Here is an 18,503-nt window from a genome sequence, read left to right on the forward strand (position 1 = left end):
AAACATTATATAATTTACTAGGTAATTTTTCAATAGTTTTAGTTGATTCCTTGTATTTTCTTCTATTTTTAACATTTTTATCGCACCATATTTGTGCATAATTCCTCATTTTAATAACAGTTTTTATTCTTTTTGATTTTTCCCCATTAGTTAACAATAAAACTTTTACCAACATGGATAAGGATTGTCCTTAACGTCCTTGCCAGGATTAAGAAAACAGATGATATGTCTTTTTTTTCACAAAGTAATTGTAAACCGCTTTAGAATGGTATATACTGCTTTCCATAACCCAGCCTTTCCCTAAATATGCGGTTGTTTTCTTTCCAAAAACAGTATTGCCGGGGCAGAATTGATGCTTTATATCGTTTGTGCAGTGTTTCAGATTTTCTCATTAACAGAGTTTAACAGATAAATTCAGATTTTGAAGGAAGAGGATATAAAAATGAAAACCTTAACATTAAAGAAATTATGTGACCACCCGGAATTTTTAGATGAGGCAGCTTCCTGGTTTTCTCAAAAATGGGGCATTCCTGTTGAGGCTTACAAGGAAAGCATGGAACAAAGTATCAATCAAAAAACAGGAATCCCTCAATGGTATATAGTTTTAAATGAAAACCTGGAAATGATAGCAGGGGCAGGAATAATAGAAAACGACTTCCATGACCGGAAAGACTTAAGCCCAAATTTGTGCGCATTGTATGTAAAAGAAAATTATCGGGGCCAGGGCATCGCAAAGTATCTTTTAGATTTTTCCAGAAAAGATTTAAGTAATATGGGATTTGAAACCCTATATCTGATAACAGACCATACAGAATTTTATGAAAAGTGCGGTTGGGATTTCCTTACAATGATAAATGGAGATGACGGCAACTCCCAACGAATGTATGCCGCTTCCACCTTAAAAGAACCTGAAACATTCCATTGATGGCAAGGGGGGAGCTTTTCCATAGGTTCTGCCATTTCAAATGCCGCTGCCCTCAAAGGAGGACAGCGGCATTTTCACAACAGTGCCGGTTAAGGCAGTATTTTATTCTATTTGGATCGTCTTACTGATTTTCCAGTGCACTGGCATCGATTTCCGTATAACCCTCCAGATCCGGCGCAGTGACTTCAACGGTCTGGCCGGGGCTGTTATAGGTGGAATCCGTATCCATAACCATGGCTATGGTCTGATCCTGGGCATTCATTTCAAGAGACATCTTTATCTTGGAGTTGGTAAAATACCCCTCCTTATTGACCGTGGCTTCGCCGCTGGCCTCCTTAATGGTATAGGTTACCCCTTCCATGTTGGTTCCAAGCTGGCCCATTAAATCCTGTACGTATGCATCCATCTTTTCAGCATCAACCGTAAAGGTAAGGACCCGGTTATCTCCATCCTTCTTTGCCGTGACATCCTTTAAATAAGAAGAATTTACGCTTGCACCTTCTGTGCTCTGCTTGATTTGTTTCATCATGGCATCTAAATCCATAGCGTATTTAATCTTCTGGCCCATGGAATCCATATAATAATATCCGTTCTCATAGTACATAAGTATATCCAGATCCTGGCCCATAAGTGAAGTAGTCCCCTTGGCCAGATACCTCATGTTCTCGGTGTTTATGTCCGCCATCTTCATATCCAGATCCATTTTGATATCCGTGGTGTCCTCTCCCTGGGTCATCTGCATGTTGATCGCAGAGATCACATCCATGGAAGCCAGCTCCGACGTTTTTTTCGAAGCCTCATCATAGAGCACCTTGGGATCCTTTTCCGCCTTGCAGGCAGCCAATGACAAAGCTGTGGCCAAAGCAAGGAAAAGCATTAAGCATTTTTTCATATCTTCCTCCTTAATCATGTTGTTTTTTTAGCATGCACTTTAAGTATACTATACTGCACCGCCATTTCATATCTAAGATTTTCTTAAATATCTCTTTATTATTTCCAAAAAATCTAAACAGCCAAAAGCGCCGGAGCCCCGGTCCGACCTTATATAAAAGTCTGAACCAGAACACCGACGCGGTCTGCCGACACCTTATAATCGTTTTAAAAGCTCCTCCCTTTCTTTCTCATATCCCGGTTTTCCAAGAAGGGCAAACATATTCTTCTTATAGCTTTCCACTCCCGGCTGGTTAAACGGATTCACGCCCAAAATATATCCGCTGATGCCGCATGCATATTCAAAGAAGTAGAAAAGCTGTCCCAGACTGTACTCATCCTGCTTAGGGATCCTGACCATTAAATTGGGCACGTCCCCGTCGGTATGAGCCAGAATGGTTCCGTTCATGGCGCTTTTATTGACAAAATCAACGCTCTTTCCTGCCAGATAGTTCATACCGTCGGTATCAACCTCTTCTTCCTTAAGAAGGATCTCCGCGGAAGATTCTTCTATATCCAGTACGGTTTCAAACATAATTCTGGCCCCATCCTGAATAAACTGTCCCATAGAGTGTAAGTCTGTGGTCAAATCCACTGCCGCCGGAAAGATCCCCCTTTGATCCTTTCCTTCACTTTCCCCAAACAACTGCTTCCACCACTCGGAAACATAATGAAGGCTTGGCTCATAGTTTGCCACGATCTCCACTGCTTTTCCCTTTCGAAGCAGGATATTGCGCACAGCCGCATACCGGAGGGCGCCGTTTGACTCATAGTCCGCTTCCAGGGCTTCCTTCCTGGCCGCCTCTGCGCCTTCCATCAATTTATCAATATCAGCGCCGGACACTGCAATCGGAAGAAGGCCGACTGCCGTAAGCACTGAGAAACGTCCTCCTACATCATCCGGAACTACAAAGGATTCATAGCCTTCCTCGTCAGCCAGATTCTTCAATGCGCCCCTTGCCTTATCCGTGGTGGCATAAATCCTTTTATTTGCCTCCTCACGGCCATATTTCTCAATCAGCATATCCTTAAATACCCGGAAGGCGATTGCCGGCTCTGTGGTTGTCCCAGACTTTGATATAATATTAACGGAGAAATCCTTTCCATCCAGCACATCCTTTAAATCCTGGATGTATTTGCTGCTGATGCTGTTTCCAACAAAATAGATCTCCGGAGTTTTACGTTTTCCTTTCGGCAATACATTGTAAAAGCTGTGGGATAAAAATTCTATGGCTGCCCTGGCTCCAAGATAGGAACCACCGATACCGATGACCAGCAGGACCTCAGAATCATTTTGAATCTTCTCTGCTGCCACCTTTATTCTCTGGAATTCTTCCTTATCATAATTCACCGGAAGGTCGATCCAACCTAAGAAATCACTGCCTGCACCGGATTTGTCCATCAGCACATTCTTGGCACACATTACCGTGGCCTTCATATTCTCCATTTCCTCTGCTGATACAAAACCTGCTGCCCTGGAATAATCAAAAATTACATTTCCCATTGCTAATATTCTCCTTTTCCTTATAATCTCACAAAGGCAACGAGCCGAAGTCAAGCGAACTTGACCTTGGCGACTGCCTGCAAAATCAAATAGCCCGCGGCTTGCTATGGGTTATCTGACTTCAGGTTCTTGACCCCCTGCTTAGGAAAATTATACCATAGAATAGTTCTAAATGCGACATGATTTTCGTTCTGCCTTCCAAAGGTTCATGTTAAATACTCCTGGAGAATTTCACCGATCAGCTTTAACTCATCAGGACTTAAATCCTTAAGCCAGTCCTCTCCCTGCCTGCCTCCCCGCTCTCTTTCCCGGCTGGCGGCAATCTGTTCCAGGCTCCGTTTTAAGTAATCCACATCCCGCCTGGAATTTTTCATATCCGGCTGCCCCTGGACCTCTCCCCTTTCGGTTCCGGCCTCAGGAGTTTCCGAAAATGCCTCCATGGACTGCTTTTGCGGGCGGTTCCTTATGGATTTTTCCAAGGAGCTGTTCCTCTGCCTTGCACTTCTCCTGTCCGCCTTCTTGTCCTGCTCCGGTTCGCTTTCCACCCCTCCCATTGATGATGGGGGATAAATAGATCTTATATTTTCACGGGTTTCCATATGAGGCCCCGATATTGCCTGTAAATCTTCTCTTTCCAGATCCAGTCGGTAAATCAACGTATTTTCCAAATAATTGTCCAGAGACGCAAATAGCTGCTGCCGTTTCTCCGGAATTCCTGCGCCGTGGTCCACCAGAATGGTAAACAGTCCGGCCATGATCCCTGCAGAGCCATACAAGACTATGTAATAAGAATCAGTGCGGTACCAGTAGGCTGCGAACGCCGCCGCCCCTCCTGTTAAAAAGCACCACAGCGTCATTTGGTTGGAAAACATATTCCATCCGTGAAGTGTTATTCCCATATGTTTAAAATCATACATCTGCCGTTCCAGATACGGCTTTACCTTTGGGATTCCCTGGTTCATCTGGTACGTGGTTTCTGTCTTCTGCTTAAACGCCCGAAGATTCTTGTTTTTAGTAAGTGTAAGGTTGTCCGATTCTTTAATCAGTCTTTTGTAGAGGTTACGTGTCAGCCATCTGGTGATAATGCCAATGCCGCATAGGGCTGCAAGCACGTACAGCGCTTTGCCTGTCTGTAAAAATTCCAGCATAATAATAGCTCCCCTTTCTTCCCGGCTATGACCGGTGATAGATCTATTATAATCACCTGGTCTGGCTTTGGGAAGATGAGAGAGCCTAGAATCGTTCGTCAAATCCCGTCAGGATTCGATTCTCAACTTAATATGAATACTGTTCAGCCATGGCTAAAATAAGGTTTACGGAGTGCCTTACCGCCTTCTCTTCAAACTCGCTGTAGTCCATGTTTGCGCTGTCATCCGCCTTATCTGAAATGGCTCTGATGATAAGAAATGGGATATGGTTTAGGTATGCCGCCTGTGCGATGGCAGCCCCTTCCATTTCCGTGCAGTATCCACCGAAAGTTTCAGATATCCACTGTTTTTTAACCCTATCAGAAATAAACTGGTCCCCGGAAACCACCCTTCCGGTAAAAACTCCGATCTCAGGATTAACCTTTTTACAGCATTCTTCAGCCAGATTCCGAAGCCTTTCATCGGCCCGGAAAGCAAATTCCTTCATCTGGGGAATCTGTCCCGCAGGGTATCCAAAGCCGGTGGCATCCATGTCGTGGTGCACCGTATCCGTGGACAGCACCACATCCCCGATATTGATCTCATTCTTTAAAGAACCGGCGATCCCGGTATTGATCACTGCATCCACATGGTAATGGTCTGCCAGGATCTGGGTGCAGATTGCTGCATTTACCTTGCCGATACCGGAACGGACCACCACCGCTTCCTTTCCTTTTAAAATCCCTCTATAAAAATCCATTGCAGCTATGGTTTCTACCGTAACATTCTCCATGGTTTTTTTTACTTCTGCCACTTCTACATCCATGGCACCGATGATTCCTAACATAGTTTTCTCCTTTTCCATGCATTTCTCTTTTTATTCTGCCTTCTATTATAACGGCTGGCAGCCAGTTTGCAAAGAACTATTGACAACCTCACCGGAATTTCGTTATAATTTTAAGGTTCAAAAGAATAAAGAATTTGAAAATTGGAGGAATCAGGAATGAAATATAAAACACATGGCGTCTGTTCCAGGGAAATCGATTTTGAAGTGGAAAACAATAAACTGGTTCACGTCCAGTTTGTAGGGGGATGCTCCGGCAATACCCAGGGTGTGTCCCGTCTGGTAGAGGGAATGGACGTAGATGAAGCCATAAGGAGACTGGAAGGGATCCAGTGCGGCTACAGGCCCACTTCCTGCCCGGACCAGCTTGCGGAAGCATTAAAGCAATACAAAGAAGGATTACAGTAAATAATAGAGCGGTGCAAAAATGGCGGTGGTATGCACACCGTCAAGTGGGCAATTGAAAAAAGGTTATCTTTGGAGCTGTCAAGGTTTTGCAGACACAAAGTTAAGCGGATTTTATGAATTTTATTCTTCGAATGGAGCCGGAGTTATATATCCGAGAGCAGAATGAATTTGCCTGGTATTATTATATAATTCAATGTATTTAAGATATTATTTTGAGCTTATTCAGGAGTCTCATAACGGGCATCTTGAATAAGCTCTTTTTTTATGGTCCTATAAAACGATTCCACTAGAGTTTTATCATAGGGGGGCCTTTTCTGCTTTCTTCTTCAGGAGGGCCTGATTTTTTTAATTGTTTGAGGTTTTTCAAAGTTCCAGGTTTTCTTGCGTTAGTTTTTTGATTTCATACTGATACGAATAAAGTGCGTCCCATGTCCTGGAAACGCACTTTCTCTGTATTCTTCCTATTCACTTATCCAACGGTATAAAGACTTATCATGAATGGAAATTTCTTCTGAAACTTCTGAAACAGACATGCCATCTCCAAGAACCGGTTTTACTGCAGCAATTTTAAATGCTTTTTCAAAGCTCCTTCAGCGCCATGCTAAGGTTAACTTTGTGGGGCGATTGCCATTGTCCTTCTGCAGGCACTGCTGTCCGTGCAGTTATACAATAGGTAATTCATTTTCCTGCTCCATATATCGGCAAAATATAAAGATACCGCACAAAAACTCGGGACGAAGCTCCTCCGCTGCGTCAAGATTCCAGCCACCGTAAAAGATTCCCCTGCGCAGGAGAGTGAGAATCACTTTACCGGAAGGGTCGGTCAAACGGTAGTTTTGACTGCTGATCATTCGGAGAAGCCCACTCCGGTCCTGAAACATGAGTTCAGCGGAGTTTACCCGTGGCATCCTGTAGATGAAGTGCCCTACAATGGAGGGGTCGTTTTCGTCTGCATATCTTGGAATGCCGGATAACAGAATCTCGCCGTCAGAATTTTTCAGCAGATATTGCCTGGAGCAGACACCAGGAAATCGCTCCCCTGTGAGTATCTCCGTCCGGATTTGGGTGCGGAACTGCTTTTCTCCTGCAATGATTTGCTTTTCCAAACCGAACAAACGGCTGTGAATATTGGCCAATGCCGGACCGGAATCCATATTGTCTGTCCGGTACAGGGTGCCTGACTTTAAAAAAAGGTTCATCTTATCGCCTCCAGAATGAGCTGATAACAAAAGAGACACATATCAACGACGCGTACCATGACAAGAACAGAGTTTAATTTCCACTTATACAAGGCCAAAAGCGCACCTGGGAAAATAAAGTCACCACAACGGGGTTCAGCCCAAAGAAAACTGAACTGTCAGATCGTAAATATATCGCTGGGCTGAAAAGACCTGTTTTCTGCCAGGCGCACCTGCGTGTCGTTGTAAAGATACAGACGGTAAATCAGCACACTGACTTCCTCCCCGACAGCAAGAAGTTCATCTTCTAAGGATCGGTATGCAACAAGCTTTATCCCACCGACATTCAATCTCAACTCTAACATATTGCCGCGAAAAAAGCTGTCTTCTACGATTGCACGTTGAGAAGCGTGCGGATAAACCTCTTTGTCCGTTCTTGTGACCCTTATAAATTCAGGACGAAGAACGGCTTTTTCATAGCCTTCTTCAAATTCAAAGCCGCTGAGCCGGCTGTAATCCTCTACAATCATGGATTCACCAATAAATCTCGCAGCAAAAGGTGTAGCCGGATTTTTATAAATCTCCACCGGTGACCCGATTTGTTCAATATGGCCTGTATTGGTGATGATGATTTCATCCGCTACCTCGACTGCTTCCTCCTGATCGTGGGTAACAAAGATACTGGTGATCCCAACCTTGTTTATAGTCTCTCTCAGCCATGTACGCAATTCTTTGCGCACCTTGGCATCAATAGCGGCAAAGGGTTCGTCAAGCAGCAGCACATGAGGTTTCGGTGCAAGCGCCCTGGCAAAAGCCACACGCTGCTTCTGTCCTCCTGAAAGCTGGTGAGGCCGGCGGTTTTCCAACCCTTTCAGCCCGATGAGCTCGATGAGTTCGTTTACTCTCTGCTTGGTATACTCCTTATCTTTTTTCTGTACCTCCAGGCCAAATGCAATATTATCAAAAACCGTCATATATCGAAAAAGGGCGTAGTTTTGAAATACAAAACCGATACCGCGTTTGCTGGCAGGAAGAACATTTACACACTGGCCATCGATAAAAATGTCACCGCTATCCGGTACTTCCAGCCCTGCAATCATACGTAAAATAGTTGTTTTCCCGCTCCCTGAGGGACCCAGTAACCCAATCAGCTTACCTTTTTCAATGGAAAAACTGATGTTTTCCGCTGCCTGATAAGAACCGAACTTTTTATTGATATTTTTTAGCTGTACATACATAGGCTCTACCTCTCTTCCCGTTTGACACGGTACTCCACAATGTTGCGCAGAATCAGGATCAATACCGCAATCAACACCAAAATGGAGGAAACGGCAAAAGCCGCAGTCAGTTTAAATTCATTGAACAAAATTTCCACGTGAAGCGGCAATGTGTTTGTCTTGCCCCGCAGATGGCCGGATACCACCGACACCGCCCCAAACTCGCCCAGAGCGCGTGCTGTGCAGAGAATGATGCCGTACAAAAGTCCCCACTTGATATGTGGAAAGGTAACCTTGCGAAAAATCCGCAGCCCCTTCGCACCCATCAGGGCAGCGGCTTCTTCCTCATCGCTTCCCTGTGCCTGCATCAAGGGAATCAGCTCACGGGAAACAAAGGGGAAGGTAACAAAAATCGTTGCTAATACAATTCCAGGTACTGCAAATACAATTTTAATATCCCATGCCTCCAGCAACGGGTATGCCCAACCAATTCGCCCGAATACCAGAATAAATACCAGCCCCGCGATAATGGGGGAAATAGAAAATGGGATATCGATCAGCGTAGTAAGCGCCTGCTTTCCCCGGAACTGGAATTTAGAAATAGCCCAGGCAGCAAAGACGCCGAACAGTGTATTCACAGTCACAGAAATGACAGTAGTAAATAACGTCAGCTTTAGTGCTTTCACTGTATAGTCATCTGTGACGGCCTGGAAGAAAACCTCAAAGCCTTGACGCAATGAATATACCAACACGGTGGCAAGAGGCAATACAAGCATAATGCCCAGAAACGCCGCTCCAAGAAAAATCAAAAGCCATTTTATAATTTTCTCTTTCATCCGCTCTTACCCCCTTGCAATTTTTTGGATGCGGGCCTGAATCAAGTTGATACCGAACAGGAGCAGGAACGCAAATACCACCATTACGAAAGCAATTGATGTTGCAGCCGGATAGTTGAACTGTTCCAGCTTGTTCATGATCATGAGCGGTACGATCTGTGTTTCGTAGGGAATATTTCCTGCGATAAACACCACGCTGCCGTATTCACCAACGGACCTGGCAAACGCAAGGCCGAAACCAGTCAGGGCAGCCGGCAGAATTTCAGGAAGTACTACTTTAAAAAAAGTACGGGAGCGGCTGGCTCCTAAAGCCTGTGCCGCTTCCTCATACTGTGGGTCCAGCTTTTCCAGAACCGGCTGAATGGAGCGTACCACAAATGGAATTCCGATAAAAATCATAGCAATCACAATTCCACTCTTTGAATAGGCAATTTCCACTCCTATTTTCGCAAACAATTTGCCGATCCAGCCCTGTTCAGAATATAACGTGGTCAGCGCAATTCCTGCCACGGCGGTGGGCAGTGCGAAAGGCAGCTCAATCAGGCCATCCAATATCCGCCGCATAGGAAATTGATAACGGGTTAAAATCCAGGCCAGCAAAATGCCGAACACTACATTAACCACAGCGGCAATCGCAGCACAGCTAAGACTGACCTTATAGGCCGCTACGGTTTGTTTATTAGTAATCACTCTTAAAAAATCGCTGAACGTAGAATCGGAAAGAAGTAAGAATACAGAAAACAGAGGAATTAGCACAACCAAACTGAGCATTGTGATGGTGATACCGATGGAAAGGCCAAATCCTGGTATCACTCTGCTTTTCCGTTTTATAAAAGTTTTTTCAAAATTATCCATGATTCCCCCTGCACCCGGCGATTACAACCGTGTTACTTCTGATATATCTGATCAAAAATCGCTCCGTCGGCAAAAAATTTATCTCTGGCAGAGGCCCACCCTCCAAAGTCATCGTTGATATTGACTAGCTGGATATTGAGATCAAAAGTATCTCCAAATTCCTTAAGGATGTCAGGATTGGAAGGACGATAATAATTTTTCCCTTCCAACCGCTGTGCCTCGTCTGAATAGAGGTAGTCAAGATAAGCTTTTGCAATCTCCGTGGTTCCATGTTTTTCGGCATTGACGTCTACCACCGCAACGGACGGCTGCGCCAGAATGCTTAAGCTGGGAGTTATAATCTCAAATTCACCGGGATGCTCTTCCACCGAAAGAAACGCCTCGTTTTCCCATGCTAACAGCACATCCCCTTTTTTGTTCTCTACAAATGTAGTGGTTGATCCGCGAGCGCCGGAATCCAGCACCGACACATTGGCGTAAAGCGCTTGTAAAAATTCCTTGTTTTTTGTTTCGTCCCCGCCATATGTTTTATCTGAGAAGGCCCAGGCAGCCAAAAAGTTCCACCGGGCACCGCCGGAGCTTTTTGGATCCGGGGTGATGACTTCAACATCAGTCCCCACAAGGTCATCCCAATCCTGAATGTTTTTCGGATTTCCTTTGCGCACCAGGAAAACAATTGTGGATGTATAGGGGGCGCTGTCCTTTGGAAATTCTTTTACCCAGCCGTCTTCAATCAGTCCGGCTGTACGCAGTTCATCCACATCGCCCTCCAGAGCCAGTGTTACCACGTCGGCCTCGTTGCCCTCCAATACGGAGCGAGCCTGCTTGCCTGATCCGCCGTGAGACTGGGTGATTTCCACTGTTTGCCCTGCTTTCTGCTCCCAATAGGTTTGGAAGAGTTTGTTATATTGCTCATACAACTCCCGGGTAGGGTCGTAGGAGACATTTGTAATAGATACAGTTTCAGAGGCTGCATTATCAGCGTCAGAAGAGACATCCTTGCCAGAGCAGCCCGTCAAAACACCAAGGACAGAAACTAATACGATAGTGGGCCCTAAGACCCTATTGGAAAATATGTTTATACGTTTCATAATAGAAATACCTCATTTCACCATGATATTTTTAAGCCGCATCTTGTTTTTAGAAAATCTGAAATCACATTCGTTCTTTCATGCCACAGGTCTTTCCAGCAGCAAAATGACAAAGCTTATAACATCGGCAATACGAAATCATGGAAAGAGCAGGTTTTTTTCGCATTCGGTTCACCCCCAATCCCTATTACATATAAAACAAATATGTTTACTATGCATTATACGGATCAGATTCAATTTCTGCAACGGGTAATTAAGCAAACGTTTGCTTTTATTGCTTCAAATCATGACCATCTGTACATATGGCAGTGGGGGTGCACTTTACAAATAAAAAGGAACTATCATAATAGACAGTTCCTCAGATTGTTGACTTATAGCTTCTTGGTTGGAAAAATCAAAGAGGTCAGGCCATTCTTCCACAACCAATTTGCAATCTTTTTGAAATTCATGCACGCAAATACCCGTTCAATGGTTTGGCTTCGAAGTGAGCAGAGTTCCTTGTTACCTGTGGTATGCGCCAATGTAAATTTATCGAGGCTGCTCATTATGCTTATTAGCCATAATTCAAATTATATATTCAACCACAAAGCGGGACGGACACCGCCTGTACATTTGCCATCGCTGATGTTGCCTTTCAAAATATTGTTGCCCTGGATACCTATATTACCGTCACCGTGGATATACACAGCTTTTACATTAACGCGGCCGGGCGACCGAAGCCACCACCAGCTACCACCTTTTTTACCCTCAAGTCTTGCTATTCTCTTACTGTTGTTTTCATCTTTTCTTTCAAACCAATATCTTTGATTTTTTCCTGGGTTATGCAGTTTTGAACTGCTGTCACCAAAATATTGGCACACTACTTCCTCAATGTTTAATAAAAATATGCTGTCCCTCGTATCTGCTCCGCCTTTTGAACCATACCACTGATTGTCAGGATTTTTATTTATTACCGGAATTATTCTTGATTGATCAGTTGCGTTGAATTTGTCATAAAATTCGCCGTTAAGATATTTTCTTAATGAGCAGTCAGCCCATGTTATATCTTTATAAGCATCATGGTAAGCACGCTGTTCTATCATATACTCGGTTATAATCAAAACCCCATTGTCTTTTATGTCAAGAATGCGCCAGTCATAACCGCCGAATAGCATTACCCCGCCAATATTAAATTCTTCCATTCACCTTCTCCTTAATAGGGAATAATAAATCAAGTTGTAAATCCTTCATTTTACCGCTTTGAGCATAGTTATAAAAATTTAGTGTTTCTTCAAAGCCTTGCCCCGCGCTCGTTTCCAGGGATATCCAGCGTGGGGAATCCCAGTCGTTATCATACTTATCGCTGGCGTTGACCCATTCTTTTAATAAACGCCAATCCTCAAAATCCCATGTCCTCAATACATGCGCGGCATATAACCCACCGTTAAAGGTTCGCTTTACCAAAGGCGCGGGTATTTCCATGTCATCGGGAACAGATACCCAAACTTCATATATGTGAGAAGGTTCTCCGATTCCTGCTGCTCCCTTAGAGCAGTCAAAACCAAAACTCCGGACATCGGGTTTAATTCTTAACAATCCGCTATCTTTTACGAACTGATTTATCATATCTAACGCCTTACCTTCGCAGTTTTCTCCCATTGCGTAAGCAGCGGCCACGGTCATGGGCGGAAGGTAAACAATCCGCACATCTTTGTCCTCCATTTTACTCAGTTTCTCGCTTGCCTGGTTAAGTTGTTCCATTGACTTTTCCTCCTTGAAATTAATTTTAGAGACAGTCAGGGAATCCACAATTTCTAATAAACCTTCATCATCCGGTAGTGCGAATATCGCGCTTCCAAGGTTTAGATGTTCGATAAAGGCTTTAACAACACTGCGAATGGTGGAAAGCGCGGTGATTTCGTCCTCAATTTCCATAAGGTTGCTCTCAAAGGCTTCGATTGCAACACGCGCATCCGCGCTTTGCAGAATCTCGGCAATCTGTTTAAGCGGTATCCTCAGTTTCCGTAGAATAATAATCTGGCGCAGACGTGTGATGGCTTCCATATCATATACACGATAAGCGAAATCTTCTTTTTTCACAGGTGTTATCAACCCGATTTGTCCGTAATATCTAAGTGTCCGGGTTGAAATCGAAAAATGTTTAGATACTTGACTGATGGTTTGCAGTTCCATGACTAACTCCCCCTTTCAAGTGTAAGTATACCGGTTGACGCGACGTCAAAGTCAAGCGAGAAACCAAAAAATTCGTTTTAAAAACCCACGGAAAACCAAAATTAGCTTGCTGTACAGATAATATAACTAATCTGAATCTAAACATTTTTATTAAACCAACACATTATCCAATTAACAATCAGTATAGCATAATTCTTTCACTAATCACAGATGTAAAAAGGCCATCAACATATAGAATGTCGACAGCCTGAGGAACCATCACAATTGACGGTTCCTTTCAAAGATAATTTTCAATTTTCAAAGAGAGCTGTGGAAAGATATCGCTCACCATTATCCGGAAGAATAACTACAATGACCTTATCTGCGTTTTCCGGACGTCTGGCAATTTCTGTTGCCGCCCATAATGCTGCGCCGGAGGAGATTCCGACCAGAAGTCCCTCGGTATGTGCAATTTCCCGTCCTGCTTGAAAAGCGTCTTCGTTTTTCACTGTAATTACTTCATCATAGACGGAAGTATCCAGTGTCTCTGGTACAAAGCCTGCGCCAATGCCCTGAATTTTGTGCGGACCGGGGCGGCCTTCGGAAAGAACGGGGGAATCTGCCGGCTCTACAGCAATCACCTGCAAGGCGGAATTCATTTTCTTCAGATATTCACCCACTCCGGTGATGGTGCCGCCGGTGCCGATACCGGCCACCACAATATCAACCTTACCATCAGTATCTTCCCAGATTTCCGGTCCGGTGGTTTCCCGATGCACCTGTGGATTGGCAGGGTTGACAAACTGCCCCGGAATAAAGGAATTTGGCGTCTTTTCCGCTAATTCCTGAGCCTTAACGATTGCTCCCCTCATGCCCTTCGCACCCTCTGTCAGCACCACCTCAGCGCCATATGCGGCCAGTAGCTTACGGCGCTCTATACTCATAATCTCTGGCATCGTCAGAATAATACGGTACCCGCTGGCTGCCGCAACAGCAGCCAGTCCAATGCCCGTATTGCCACTGGTTGGTTCAATGATAACAGAGCCGGGCTTTAACTTGCCGCTCTCCTCTGCATCACGAATCATCGCCCAGGCAATACGGTCTTTAACACTCCCCGCCGGGTTATAATATTCCAGTTTGCCCAGCAGCACGGCTGAAAGCTCCTTCTGCTGCACGTATCGGTTCAGCTTCAACAGTGGCGTTTTCCCAATTAACTCAGTTAAACTGTTTGCAATTCTAGACATCTTTATAACCTCCCAGTACAATATAGTAAATTGATATGATATCTATGATATTCCGTTCGACCTGGAATGTCAATATTATAGATATACCACTCTCCCTGTTCAAATCATTCAGCAATATTATGCAGGAACATCTGCCGGATGGCGGAAAGCGTAAGCAAACAGCGATGAACAGGCTTTACCATAAAGCCATCCAATATAAGCCTTCTTTCCATACTTGCCTCATGGTTCCCCAAAATATCCTCCCGCATATGCTTGCCGGCCGTTAAAGTCAGAGGGACAAGCGTGATATTTGAATACGCGTTTTGCCGGAAGAACCGCACCGATATATCCAGATCCGGCTGGCCCTCTAAAACAGCAACCCATGCCTGTGAAAATCCCGCCTTTTGCAATGCTTCCGAGAGACGGGTATACACAGCTTTGCCCACTGGATGACTGGAACCATGCCCCACAAACAGCGTTGGCTCATCCCCGTATTCATTATGGAGAATCTCTGCAAAACATGTAATCGCCTCCTCTGAATACAGAAGAGGCTTACCAACCTCAATATTTTTCGTGTAACAGGAAATTGCAGCAAGCAGCTTTTCATATTCAAAACCCGGCAATAAATGTACCGGCTGAACAAAAATATTGTCCGATTCACACTGTTTCACCCCTGCCTGTAGGGTTCGTGCAGAAAAGACCCGGCAGCCGGGAAACAGGAATCTCACCTCACCCTCTAAAACTGCCAAATCACCAAAACCGACAAGCAGGATATCCCATTGTAATTTGTTTTTCATATATACATTCCTTCGTTTATATTGAATACGCTTTCCCGCCGCATCAACTTATTTGGCAGGTATAGTTTCAGCGGAAGCCGGTGTTGTTTGTGAATGCGGCCGATGAGCAGTTGCACCGCCATGCTTCCAATTTCAGCAATTGGCATACCTACTGTTGTCAGCATAGGAGTAACATAGCTGGACAATTCAATATTGTCCATACTGATTATGGAAAGCTGCTCCGGGACCTTGATTCTCACCTCTCTGAAACGGCGCAAGGCAGCAATGGCTGACACATCGGCTGCGCAAAAGACTGCTGTGGGCAACCCAGCTCCCCCGCGCAAAAGCAAATCCGCCCCCCGGTATCCCCCCTCGCCAGTGTGTGGGACATTGCAAACGAAACGCCGGTTGTCTTCCAGTCCGCATTTACAAATCATATCACGATACGCCTGGTACCGTATTTCATCGTCTGTTTCACCAATATAACCAATCCGCCGGTGACCATAGGACACAAGGTGTTCTATGGCCATTTGTGTCGCCTCATACCCATCGCAAATTACCTGATCCCATTCAGCATGAATTAAATTTCGTCCTACATAAACGATATTTTTGTAATGACACTCCAGGAATTCTGTTGCCGCCTCACTGAACCGTCCCAGCACAATCGCGCCATCCACTTTTGCCGATTCAATTTTTTCAAGGGTAGGGATCATTTTGATATCAAAAACTGAATAAGAGAGCCGTACAGGATAGTTTCGTTCCATGGCCTGCTGTTCAATGACTTGGGCAAGCTGAGCAAAAAATGGGTTATCATCCAAAGTCTTCGCTCTCCCTAAAATGCAGGCAAAGGTTCCGGCCGGTGTTTGCTGTCCCCCGGTTTTCCCTCTTTTTAAATTCCGCGCACTCTGGTTCGGCATATAACCTGTTTCCTTGATGACAGCCCATACCCGGTCCTGGGTTTCTTTGCGGGCGAAACTCCCGTCCGCTGAATTGATAATTCTGGAAACGGTGGACACAGAAACTCCGGCCCGCACTGCAACTTCTTTTAATGTCATGCTGTTACCCTCCCCTCTTAACTATTATGGGAAGTAAAAAGCACTTCCCATAATCGGATGGACGGGGCAAAGATCGCCCCTTTTATCCTCACTTGCGCTGCAAGTTCGGATAACTCCTATTATATATATGTGTTTAGTATGATATATAATTATATATGAAAAAGCAAGACAAATCTTGTATAACGTTTGCGTCAGCATTTGCCATGATTTTGCTGTTTTTTTGTGTAACGATTGCGTAATTTGCTCTGGATTTCCATCTTAAGAACAGGTAAAATGAGTCATATCATATATTTCCCATAGATAAAGTAGGTGATTTCATGGAACAGGTAAATAAGATGCTCCGTACGGAATATTTAGAAACAGATTTTTTAATCATTGGCGGCGGCACTGCAGGGTGTTATGCTGCTTTAACATTCAGTGAACAAAGCTTCGGCCGCATATTGATTGCCGATAAGGCGGATATACGGCGCAGCGGCTGCCTGGCCGCGGGAGTCAACGCAATTAACGCATACATTGTGCCGGGAAAAACGCCTCAGGATTATGTGGATTACGCCCGTAACGACGCACAAGGGATTGTGCGCGGTGACTTACTTCTGACAATGGCCGAGAGGCTTAACCGGACAGCGCAAAAACTGGAAGGATTGGGACTTACGATTCTCAAGGATGAACAAGGCGGGTATACCATACGCGGCAATCGAAATATTAAAATAAACGGAGAAAATATAAAACCGATTTTGGCCGATGCCGTGTCAAAGAAACCGGAAATTACAGTGATGAACCGCATCAACGTGTTTGAGTATATTGTGAAGGATAATCGCATTCAGGGTGCCTATGCTGTCAGCATAGATGAGCCGGTGCTGTACGTCCTTACGGCAAAAGCAGTACTCTGCGCCACCGGCGGCGCGGCGGGCTTGTACCGCCCCAACCACCCCGGATTTTCCCGGCACAAAATGTGGTATCCTCCCTTTAATACCGGCGCCGGGTATGCCATGGGCATTCTGGCAGGTGCTGAGATGACCACTTTGGAAATGCGTTTTATCGCCCTGCGCTGCAAAGATACCATTGCGCCTACAGGAACGCTGGCTCAGGGTGTTGGTGCAAAGCAGATCAATTCCCAGGGAGAGATTTATGAACAGAAATATGGATTGACCACCTCTCAGCGTCTCCATGGAACGGTGACAGAAAACCGCGAGGGCCGCGGACCATGCACCCTGCGTACCATGGGGATCACCGCAGAACAGGATGAGGATTTACAGAGAGCGTATCTCAACATGGCACCAAGTCAAACTCTAAGATGGCTGGAAAGCGGTGAAACACCCCGCATCAAGAATGTAGAAATTGAAGGAACCGAACCCTATATCGTGGGAGGGCACACGGCCAGCGGCTATTGGGTGGATACCAATCGGGAAACCACCGTAAAGGGGCTGTTTGCTGCCGGAGATGTGGCCGGAGGGTGCCCCCAGAAATATGTAACCGGCGCATTTGCAGAGGGGGAAATCGCTGCATTGGCAGCGATTTCATACATAAACAGAGAGGCGGCGCTGCCGGACGCCGGGCAAGTCCGGGAAAAAAAACTCTGGCTGGAGCAATTTCTAAGTAATGATAAAGCCAGTGTTACCACAGACGAGCTGGAAGAAAAAATGCAGTCCGTCATGGATCAATACGCCGGAGGCATTGGCTCCGACTACCGGTTTTCAGAAGACTCCCTGTGCATTGGCGATGAAAAGATTCAGGAGATTCAAAGACAGGCAAACGCTTTGGCTGCGTCGGATATGCAAGAACTTGTATACATACTGGAGCTGCGGGAACGATTAATCCTCTGCCGGTCAGTGATCGCCCACTTGGCCGCCCGGCGGGAAACCCGCTGGCACAGCTTTGCAGAGAACACCGATTACCCGGACATCAGTTCTGAAATGGAATGCTATGTCAATTCCAGGCTTGAGAACGGCAATTTGAAGATTCTCTTCCGGCCGCTTGTTGGGGAAGGAGAAGCATATGAGCATTGAAATAAGATCAAAGCAATGCATTGGATGCGGCCGTTGCAGCAGCATCTGTCCTGGCAGCCTGATTCGCCTGCAACGGGGAAAGGCTGAAATTTTACGGCCGGAGCGTTGCTGGGGCTGCGCTTCCTGTCTCAAGGAATGTCCGGTACAGGCCATTGCCCTCTATCTGGGCGAGGACATCGGGGGACTGGGCGGCCGGTTTACCATCCGGCGAACCGGTACCCAACTGCACTGGACACTCACAAATCCGGATGGCAGCACAAAAACCCTAACGGTAGACAGCCGCAGCGCCAACAAATACTAAACGCTTCTACCTGTTTTCAGTGACACAGGCAAGCAACAATTAATCCGTAAGAAAACAGATTATATCAAGAGAGGAG

General features: G+C 45.4%; 18 protein-coding genes and 1 pseudogene. 4 read left to right on the top strand and 15 right to left on the bottom strand.

Annotated elements, in window-relative coordinates:
- Positions 1-442 precede the first annotated feature (442 nt).
- Complete coding sequence (locus ACYVD3_RS00945; RefSeq protein ID WP_460640638.1) at positions 443-925, top strand: GNAT family N-acetyltransferase; 483 nt, start codon at positions 443-445, stop codon at positions 923-925.
- Positions 926-1,046: 121 nt separating this feature from the next.
- Here ACYVD3_RS00945 and ACYVD3_RS00950 read toward each other — a convergent pair whose 3' ends face one another.
- The 4 genes from ACYVD3_RS00950 to ACYVD3_RS00965 form a co-directional block, all read right to left on the bottom strand.
- Positions 1,047-1,817 carry a DUF6612 family protein gene (locus tag ACYVD3_RS00950; protein ID WP_460640639.1) on the bottom strand — a complete coding sequence of 257 codons (771 nt, stop codon included), beginning with the start codon at positions 1,815-1,817 and terminating at the stop codon, positions 1,047-1,049.
- 195 nt (positions 1,818-2,012) lie between these two features.
- Entirely contained in the window at positions 2,013-3,359 is a 1,347-nt protein-coding gene (locus ACYVD3_RS00955; protein WP_460640640.1) for a glucose-6-phosphate isomerase, read from the bottom strand.
- Positions 3,360-3,565: 206 nt separating this feature from the next.
- Entirely contained in the window at positions 3,566-4,507 is a 942-nt protein-coding gene (locus tag ACYVD3_RS00960; RefSeq protein ID WP_460640641.1) for a hypothetical protein, read from the bottom strand.
- A 127-nt stretch (positions 4,508-4,634) separates the two neighbouring features.
- Entirely contained in the window at positions 4,635-5,333 is a 699-nt protein-coding gene (locus tag ACYVD3_RS00965) for a 5'-methylthioadenosine/adenosylhomocysteine nucleosidase (RefSeq protein WP_460640698.1), read from the bottom strand.
- 156 nt (positions 5,334-5,489) lie between these two features.
- Here ACYVD3_RS00965 and ACYVD3_RS00970 point away from each other — a divergent pair, with 156 nt between their 5' ends.
- The gene (locus ACYVD3_RS00970) at positions 5,490-5,738 is read left to right on the top strand and encodes a TIGR03905 family TSCPD domain-containing protein (protein ID WP_460640642.1); all 249 of its coding nucleotides are present in this window, start codon (positions 5,490-5,492) and stop codon (positions 5,736-5,738) included.
- Positions 5,739-6,199: 461 nt separating this feature from the next.
- Here the strand turns inward: ACYVD3_RS00970 and ACYVD3_RS00975 are convergent.
- The 11 genes and pseudogenes from ACYVD3_RS00975 to ACYVD3_RS01025 form a co-directional block, all read right to left on the bottom strand.
- Positions 6,200-6,316: pseudogene (locus tag ACYVD3_RS00975) on the bottom strand (transposase); the annotation flags it as partial.
- 84 nt (positions 6,317-6,400) lie between these two features.
- A complete protein-coding gene (locus ACYVD3_RS00980; protein WP_460640643.1) occupies positions 6,401-6,937 on the bottom strand; it encodes a hypothetical protein in 537 nt (178 codons plus the stop codon).
- 158 nt (positions 6,938-7,095) lie between these two features.
- A complete protein-coding gene (locus tag ACYVD3_RS00985) occupies positions 7,096-8,154 on the bottom strand; it encodes a sulfate/molybdate ABC transporter ATP-binding protein (protein ID WP_460640644.1) in 1,059 nt (352 codons plus the stop codon).
- A 5-nt stretch (positions 8,155-8,159) separates the two neighbouring features.
- Positions 8,160-8,969, bottom strand: coding sequence for a sulfate ABC transporter permease subunit CysW (cysW, locus tag ACYVD3_RS00990; protein WP_460640645.1), 810 nt, complete (start codon positions 8,967-8,969; stop codon positions 8,160-8,162).
- A gap of 6 nt (positions 8,970-8,975) precedes the next feature.
- Positions 8,976-9,824, bottom strand: coding sequence for a sulfate ABC transporter permease subunit CysT (gene cysT / locus ACYVD3_RS00995; RefSeq protein ID WP_460640646.1), 849 nt, complete (start codon positions 9,822-9,824; stop codon positions 8,976-8,978).
- Between the two features lie 32 nt (positions 9,825-9,856).
- Positions 9,857-10,915, bottom strand: coding sequence for a sulfate ABC transporter substrate-binding protein (locus ACYVD3_RS01000; RefSeq protein ID WP_460640647.1), 1,059 nt, complete (start codon positions 10,913-10,915; stop codon positions 9,857-9,859).
- A gap of 569 nt (positions 10,916-11,484) precedes the next feature.
- Positions 11,485-12,096, bottom strand: a complete 612-nt coding sequence (locus tag ACYVD3_RS01005; RefSeq protein WP_460640648.1) for a DUF6273 domain-containing protein — start codon at positions 12,094-12,096, stop codon at positions 11,485-11,487.
- Positions 12,083-13,087 carry a MerR family transcriptional regulator gene (locus ACYVD3_RS01010; protein ID WP_460640649.1) on the bottom strand — a complete coding sequence of 335 codons (1,005 nt, stop codon included), beginning with the start codon at positions 13,085-13,087 and terminating at the stop codon, positions 12,083-12,085. The genes ACYVD3_RS01005 and ACYVD3_RS01010 overlap by 14 nt, the downstream gene beginning before the upstream one ends.
- Before the next feature lie 290 nt (positions 13,088-13,377).
- Positions 13,378-14,310 (bottom strand): cysteine synthase A, encoded by a 933-nt coding sequence (gene cysK / locus ACYVD3_RS01015; protein ID WP_460640650.1) that lies wholly within the window; start codon positions 14,308-14,310, stop codon positions 13,378-13,380.
- A 104-nt stretch (positions 14,311-14,414) separates the two neighbouring features.
- Positions 14,415-15,086 carry a sirohydrochlorin cobaltochelatase gene (locus ACYVD3_RS01020; protein ID WP_460640651.1) on the bottom strand — a complete coding sequence of 224 codons (672 nt, stop codon included), beginning with the start codon at positions 15,084-15,086 and terminating at the stop codon, positions 14,415-14,417.
- Positions 15,083-16,120, bottom strand: a complete 1,038-nt coding sequence (locus ACYVD3_RS01025) for a LacI family DNA-binding transcriptional regulator (protein WP_460640652.1) — start codon at positions 16,118-16,120, stop codon at positions 15,083-15,085. The genes ACYVD3_RS01020 and ACYVD3_RS01025 overlap by 4 nt, the downstream gene beginning before the upstream one ends.
- 317 nt (positions 16,121-16,437) lie before the next feature.
- Here ACYVD3_RS01025 and ACYVD3_RS01030 point away from each other — a divergent pair, with 317 nt between their 5' ends.
- The gene (locus tag ACYVD3_RS01030) at positions 16,438-18,126 is read left to right on the top strand and encodes an adenylyl-sulfate reductase subunit alpha (RefSeq protein WP_460640653.1); all 1,689 of its coding nucleotides are present in this window, start codon (positions 16,438-16,440) and stop codon (positions 18,124-18,126) included.
- Positions 18,116-18,427: an indolepyruvate ferredoxin oxidoreductase subunit alpha gene (locus ACYVD3_RS01035; protein ID WP_460640654.1), complete on the top strand. Its 312-nt coding sequence runs from the start codon at positions 18,116-18,118 to the stop codon at positions 18,425-18,427. The genes ACYVD3_RS01030 and ACYVD3_RS01035 overlap by 11 nt, the downstream gene beginning before the upstream one ends.
- The last annotated feature ends 76 nt before the right edge of the window (positions 18,428-18,503 follow it).

This window comes from Lacrimispora brassicae (assembly GCF_054772055.1).

Coding starts and splice junctions, on each gene's coding strand:
- ACYVD3_RS00945 (WP_460640638.1), top strand. CDS start 443: ATGAAAACCTTAACATTAAAGAAATTATGTGACCACCCGGAATTTTTA.
- ACYVD3_RS00950 (WP_460640639.1), bottom strand. CDS start 1,817: ATGAAAAAATGCTTAATGCTTTTCCTTGCTTTGGCCACAGCTTTGTCA.
- ACYVD3_RS00955 (WP_460640640.1), bottom strand. CDS start 3,359: ATGGGAAATGTAATTTTTGATTATTCCAGGGCAGCAGGTTTTGTATCA.
- ACYVD3_RS00960 (WP_460640641.1), bottom strand. CDS start 4,507: ATGCTGGAATTTTTACAGACAGGCAAAGCGCTGTACGTGCTTGCAGCC.
- ACYVD3_RS00965 (WP_460640698.1), bottom strand. CDS start 5,333: ATGTTAGGAATCATCGGTGCCATGGATGTAGAAGTGGCAGAAGTAAAA.
- ACYVD3_RS00970 (WP_460640642.1), top strand. CDS start 5,490: ATGAAATATAAAACACATGGCGTCTGTTCCAGGGAAATCGATTTTGAA.
- ACYVD3_RS00980 (WP_460640643.1), bottom strand. CDS start 6,937: ATGAACCTTTTTTTAAAGTCAGGCACCCTGTACCGGACAGACAATATG.
- ACYVD3_RS00985 (WP_460640644.1), bottom strand. CDS start 8,154: ATGTATGTACAGCTAAAAAATATCAATAAAAAGTTCGGTTCTTATCAG.
- cysW (WP_460640645.1), bottom strand. CDS start 8,969: ATGAAAGAGAAAATTATAAAATGGCTTTTGATTTTTCTTGGAGCGGCG.
- cysT (WP_460640646.1), bottom strand. CDS start 9,824: ATGGATAATTTTGAAAAAACTTTTATAAAACGGAAAAGCAGAGTGATA.
- ACYVD3_RS01000 (WP_460640647.1), bottom strand. CDS start 10,915: ATGAAACGTATAAACATATTTTCCAATAGGGTCTTAGGGCCCACTATC.
- ACYVD3_RS01005 (WP_460640648.1), bottom strand. CDS start 12,096: ATGGAAGAATTTAATATTGGCGGGGTAATGCTATTCGGCGGTTATGAC.
- ACYVD3_RS01010 (WP_460640649.1), bottom strand. CDS start 13,087: ATGGAACTGCAAACCATCAGTCAAGTATCTAAACATTTTTCGATTTCA.
- cysK (WP_460640650.1), bottom strand. CDS start 14,310: ATGTCTAGAATTGCAAACAGTTTAACTGAGTTAATTGGGAAAACGCCA.
- ACYVD3_RS01020 (WP_460640651.1), bottom strand. CDS start 15,086: ATGAAAAACAAATTACAATGGGATATCCTGCTTGTCGGTTTTGGTGAT.
- ACYVD3_RS01025 (WP_460640652.1), bottom strand. CDS start 16,120: ATGACATTAAAAGAAGTTGCAGTGCGGGCCGGAGTTTCTGTGTCCACC.
- ACYVD3_RS01030 (WP_460640653.1), top strand. CDS start 16,438: ATGGAACAGGTAAATAAGATGCTCCGTACGGAATATTTAGAAACAGAT.
- ACYVD3_RS01035 (WP_460640654.1), top strand. CDS start 18,116: ATGAGCATTGAAATAAGATCAAAGCAATGCATTGGATGCGGCCGTTGC.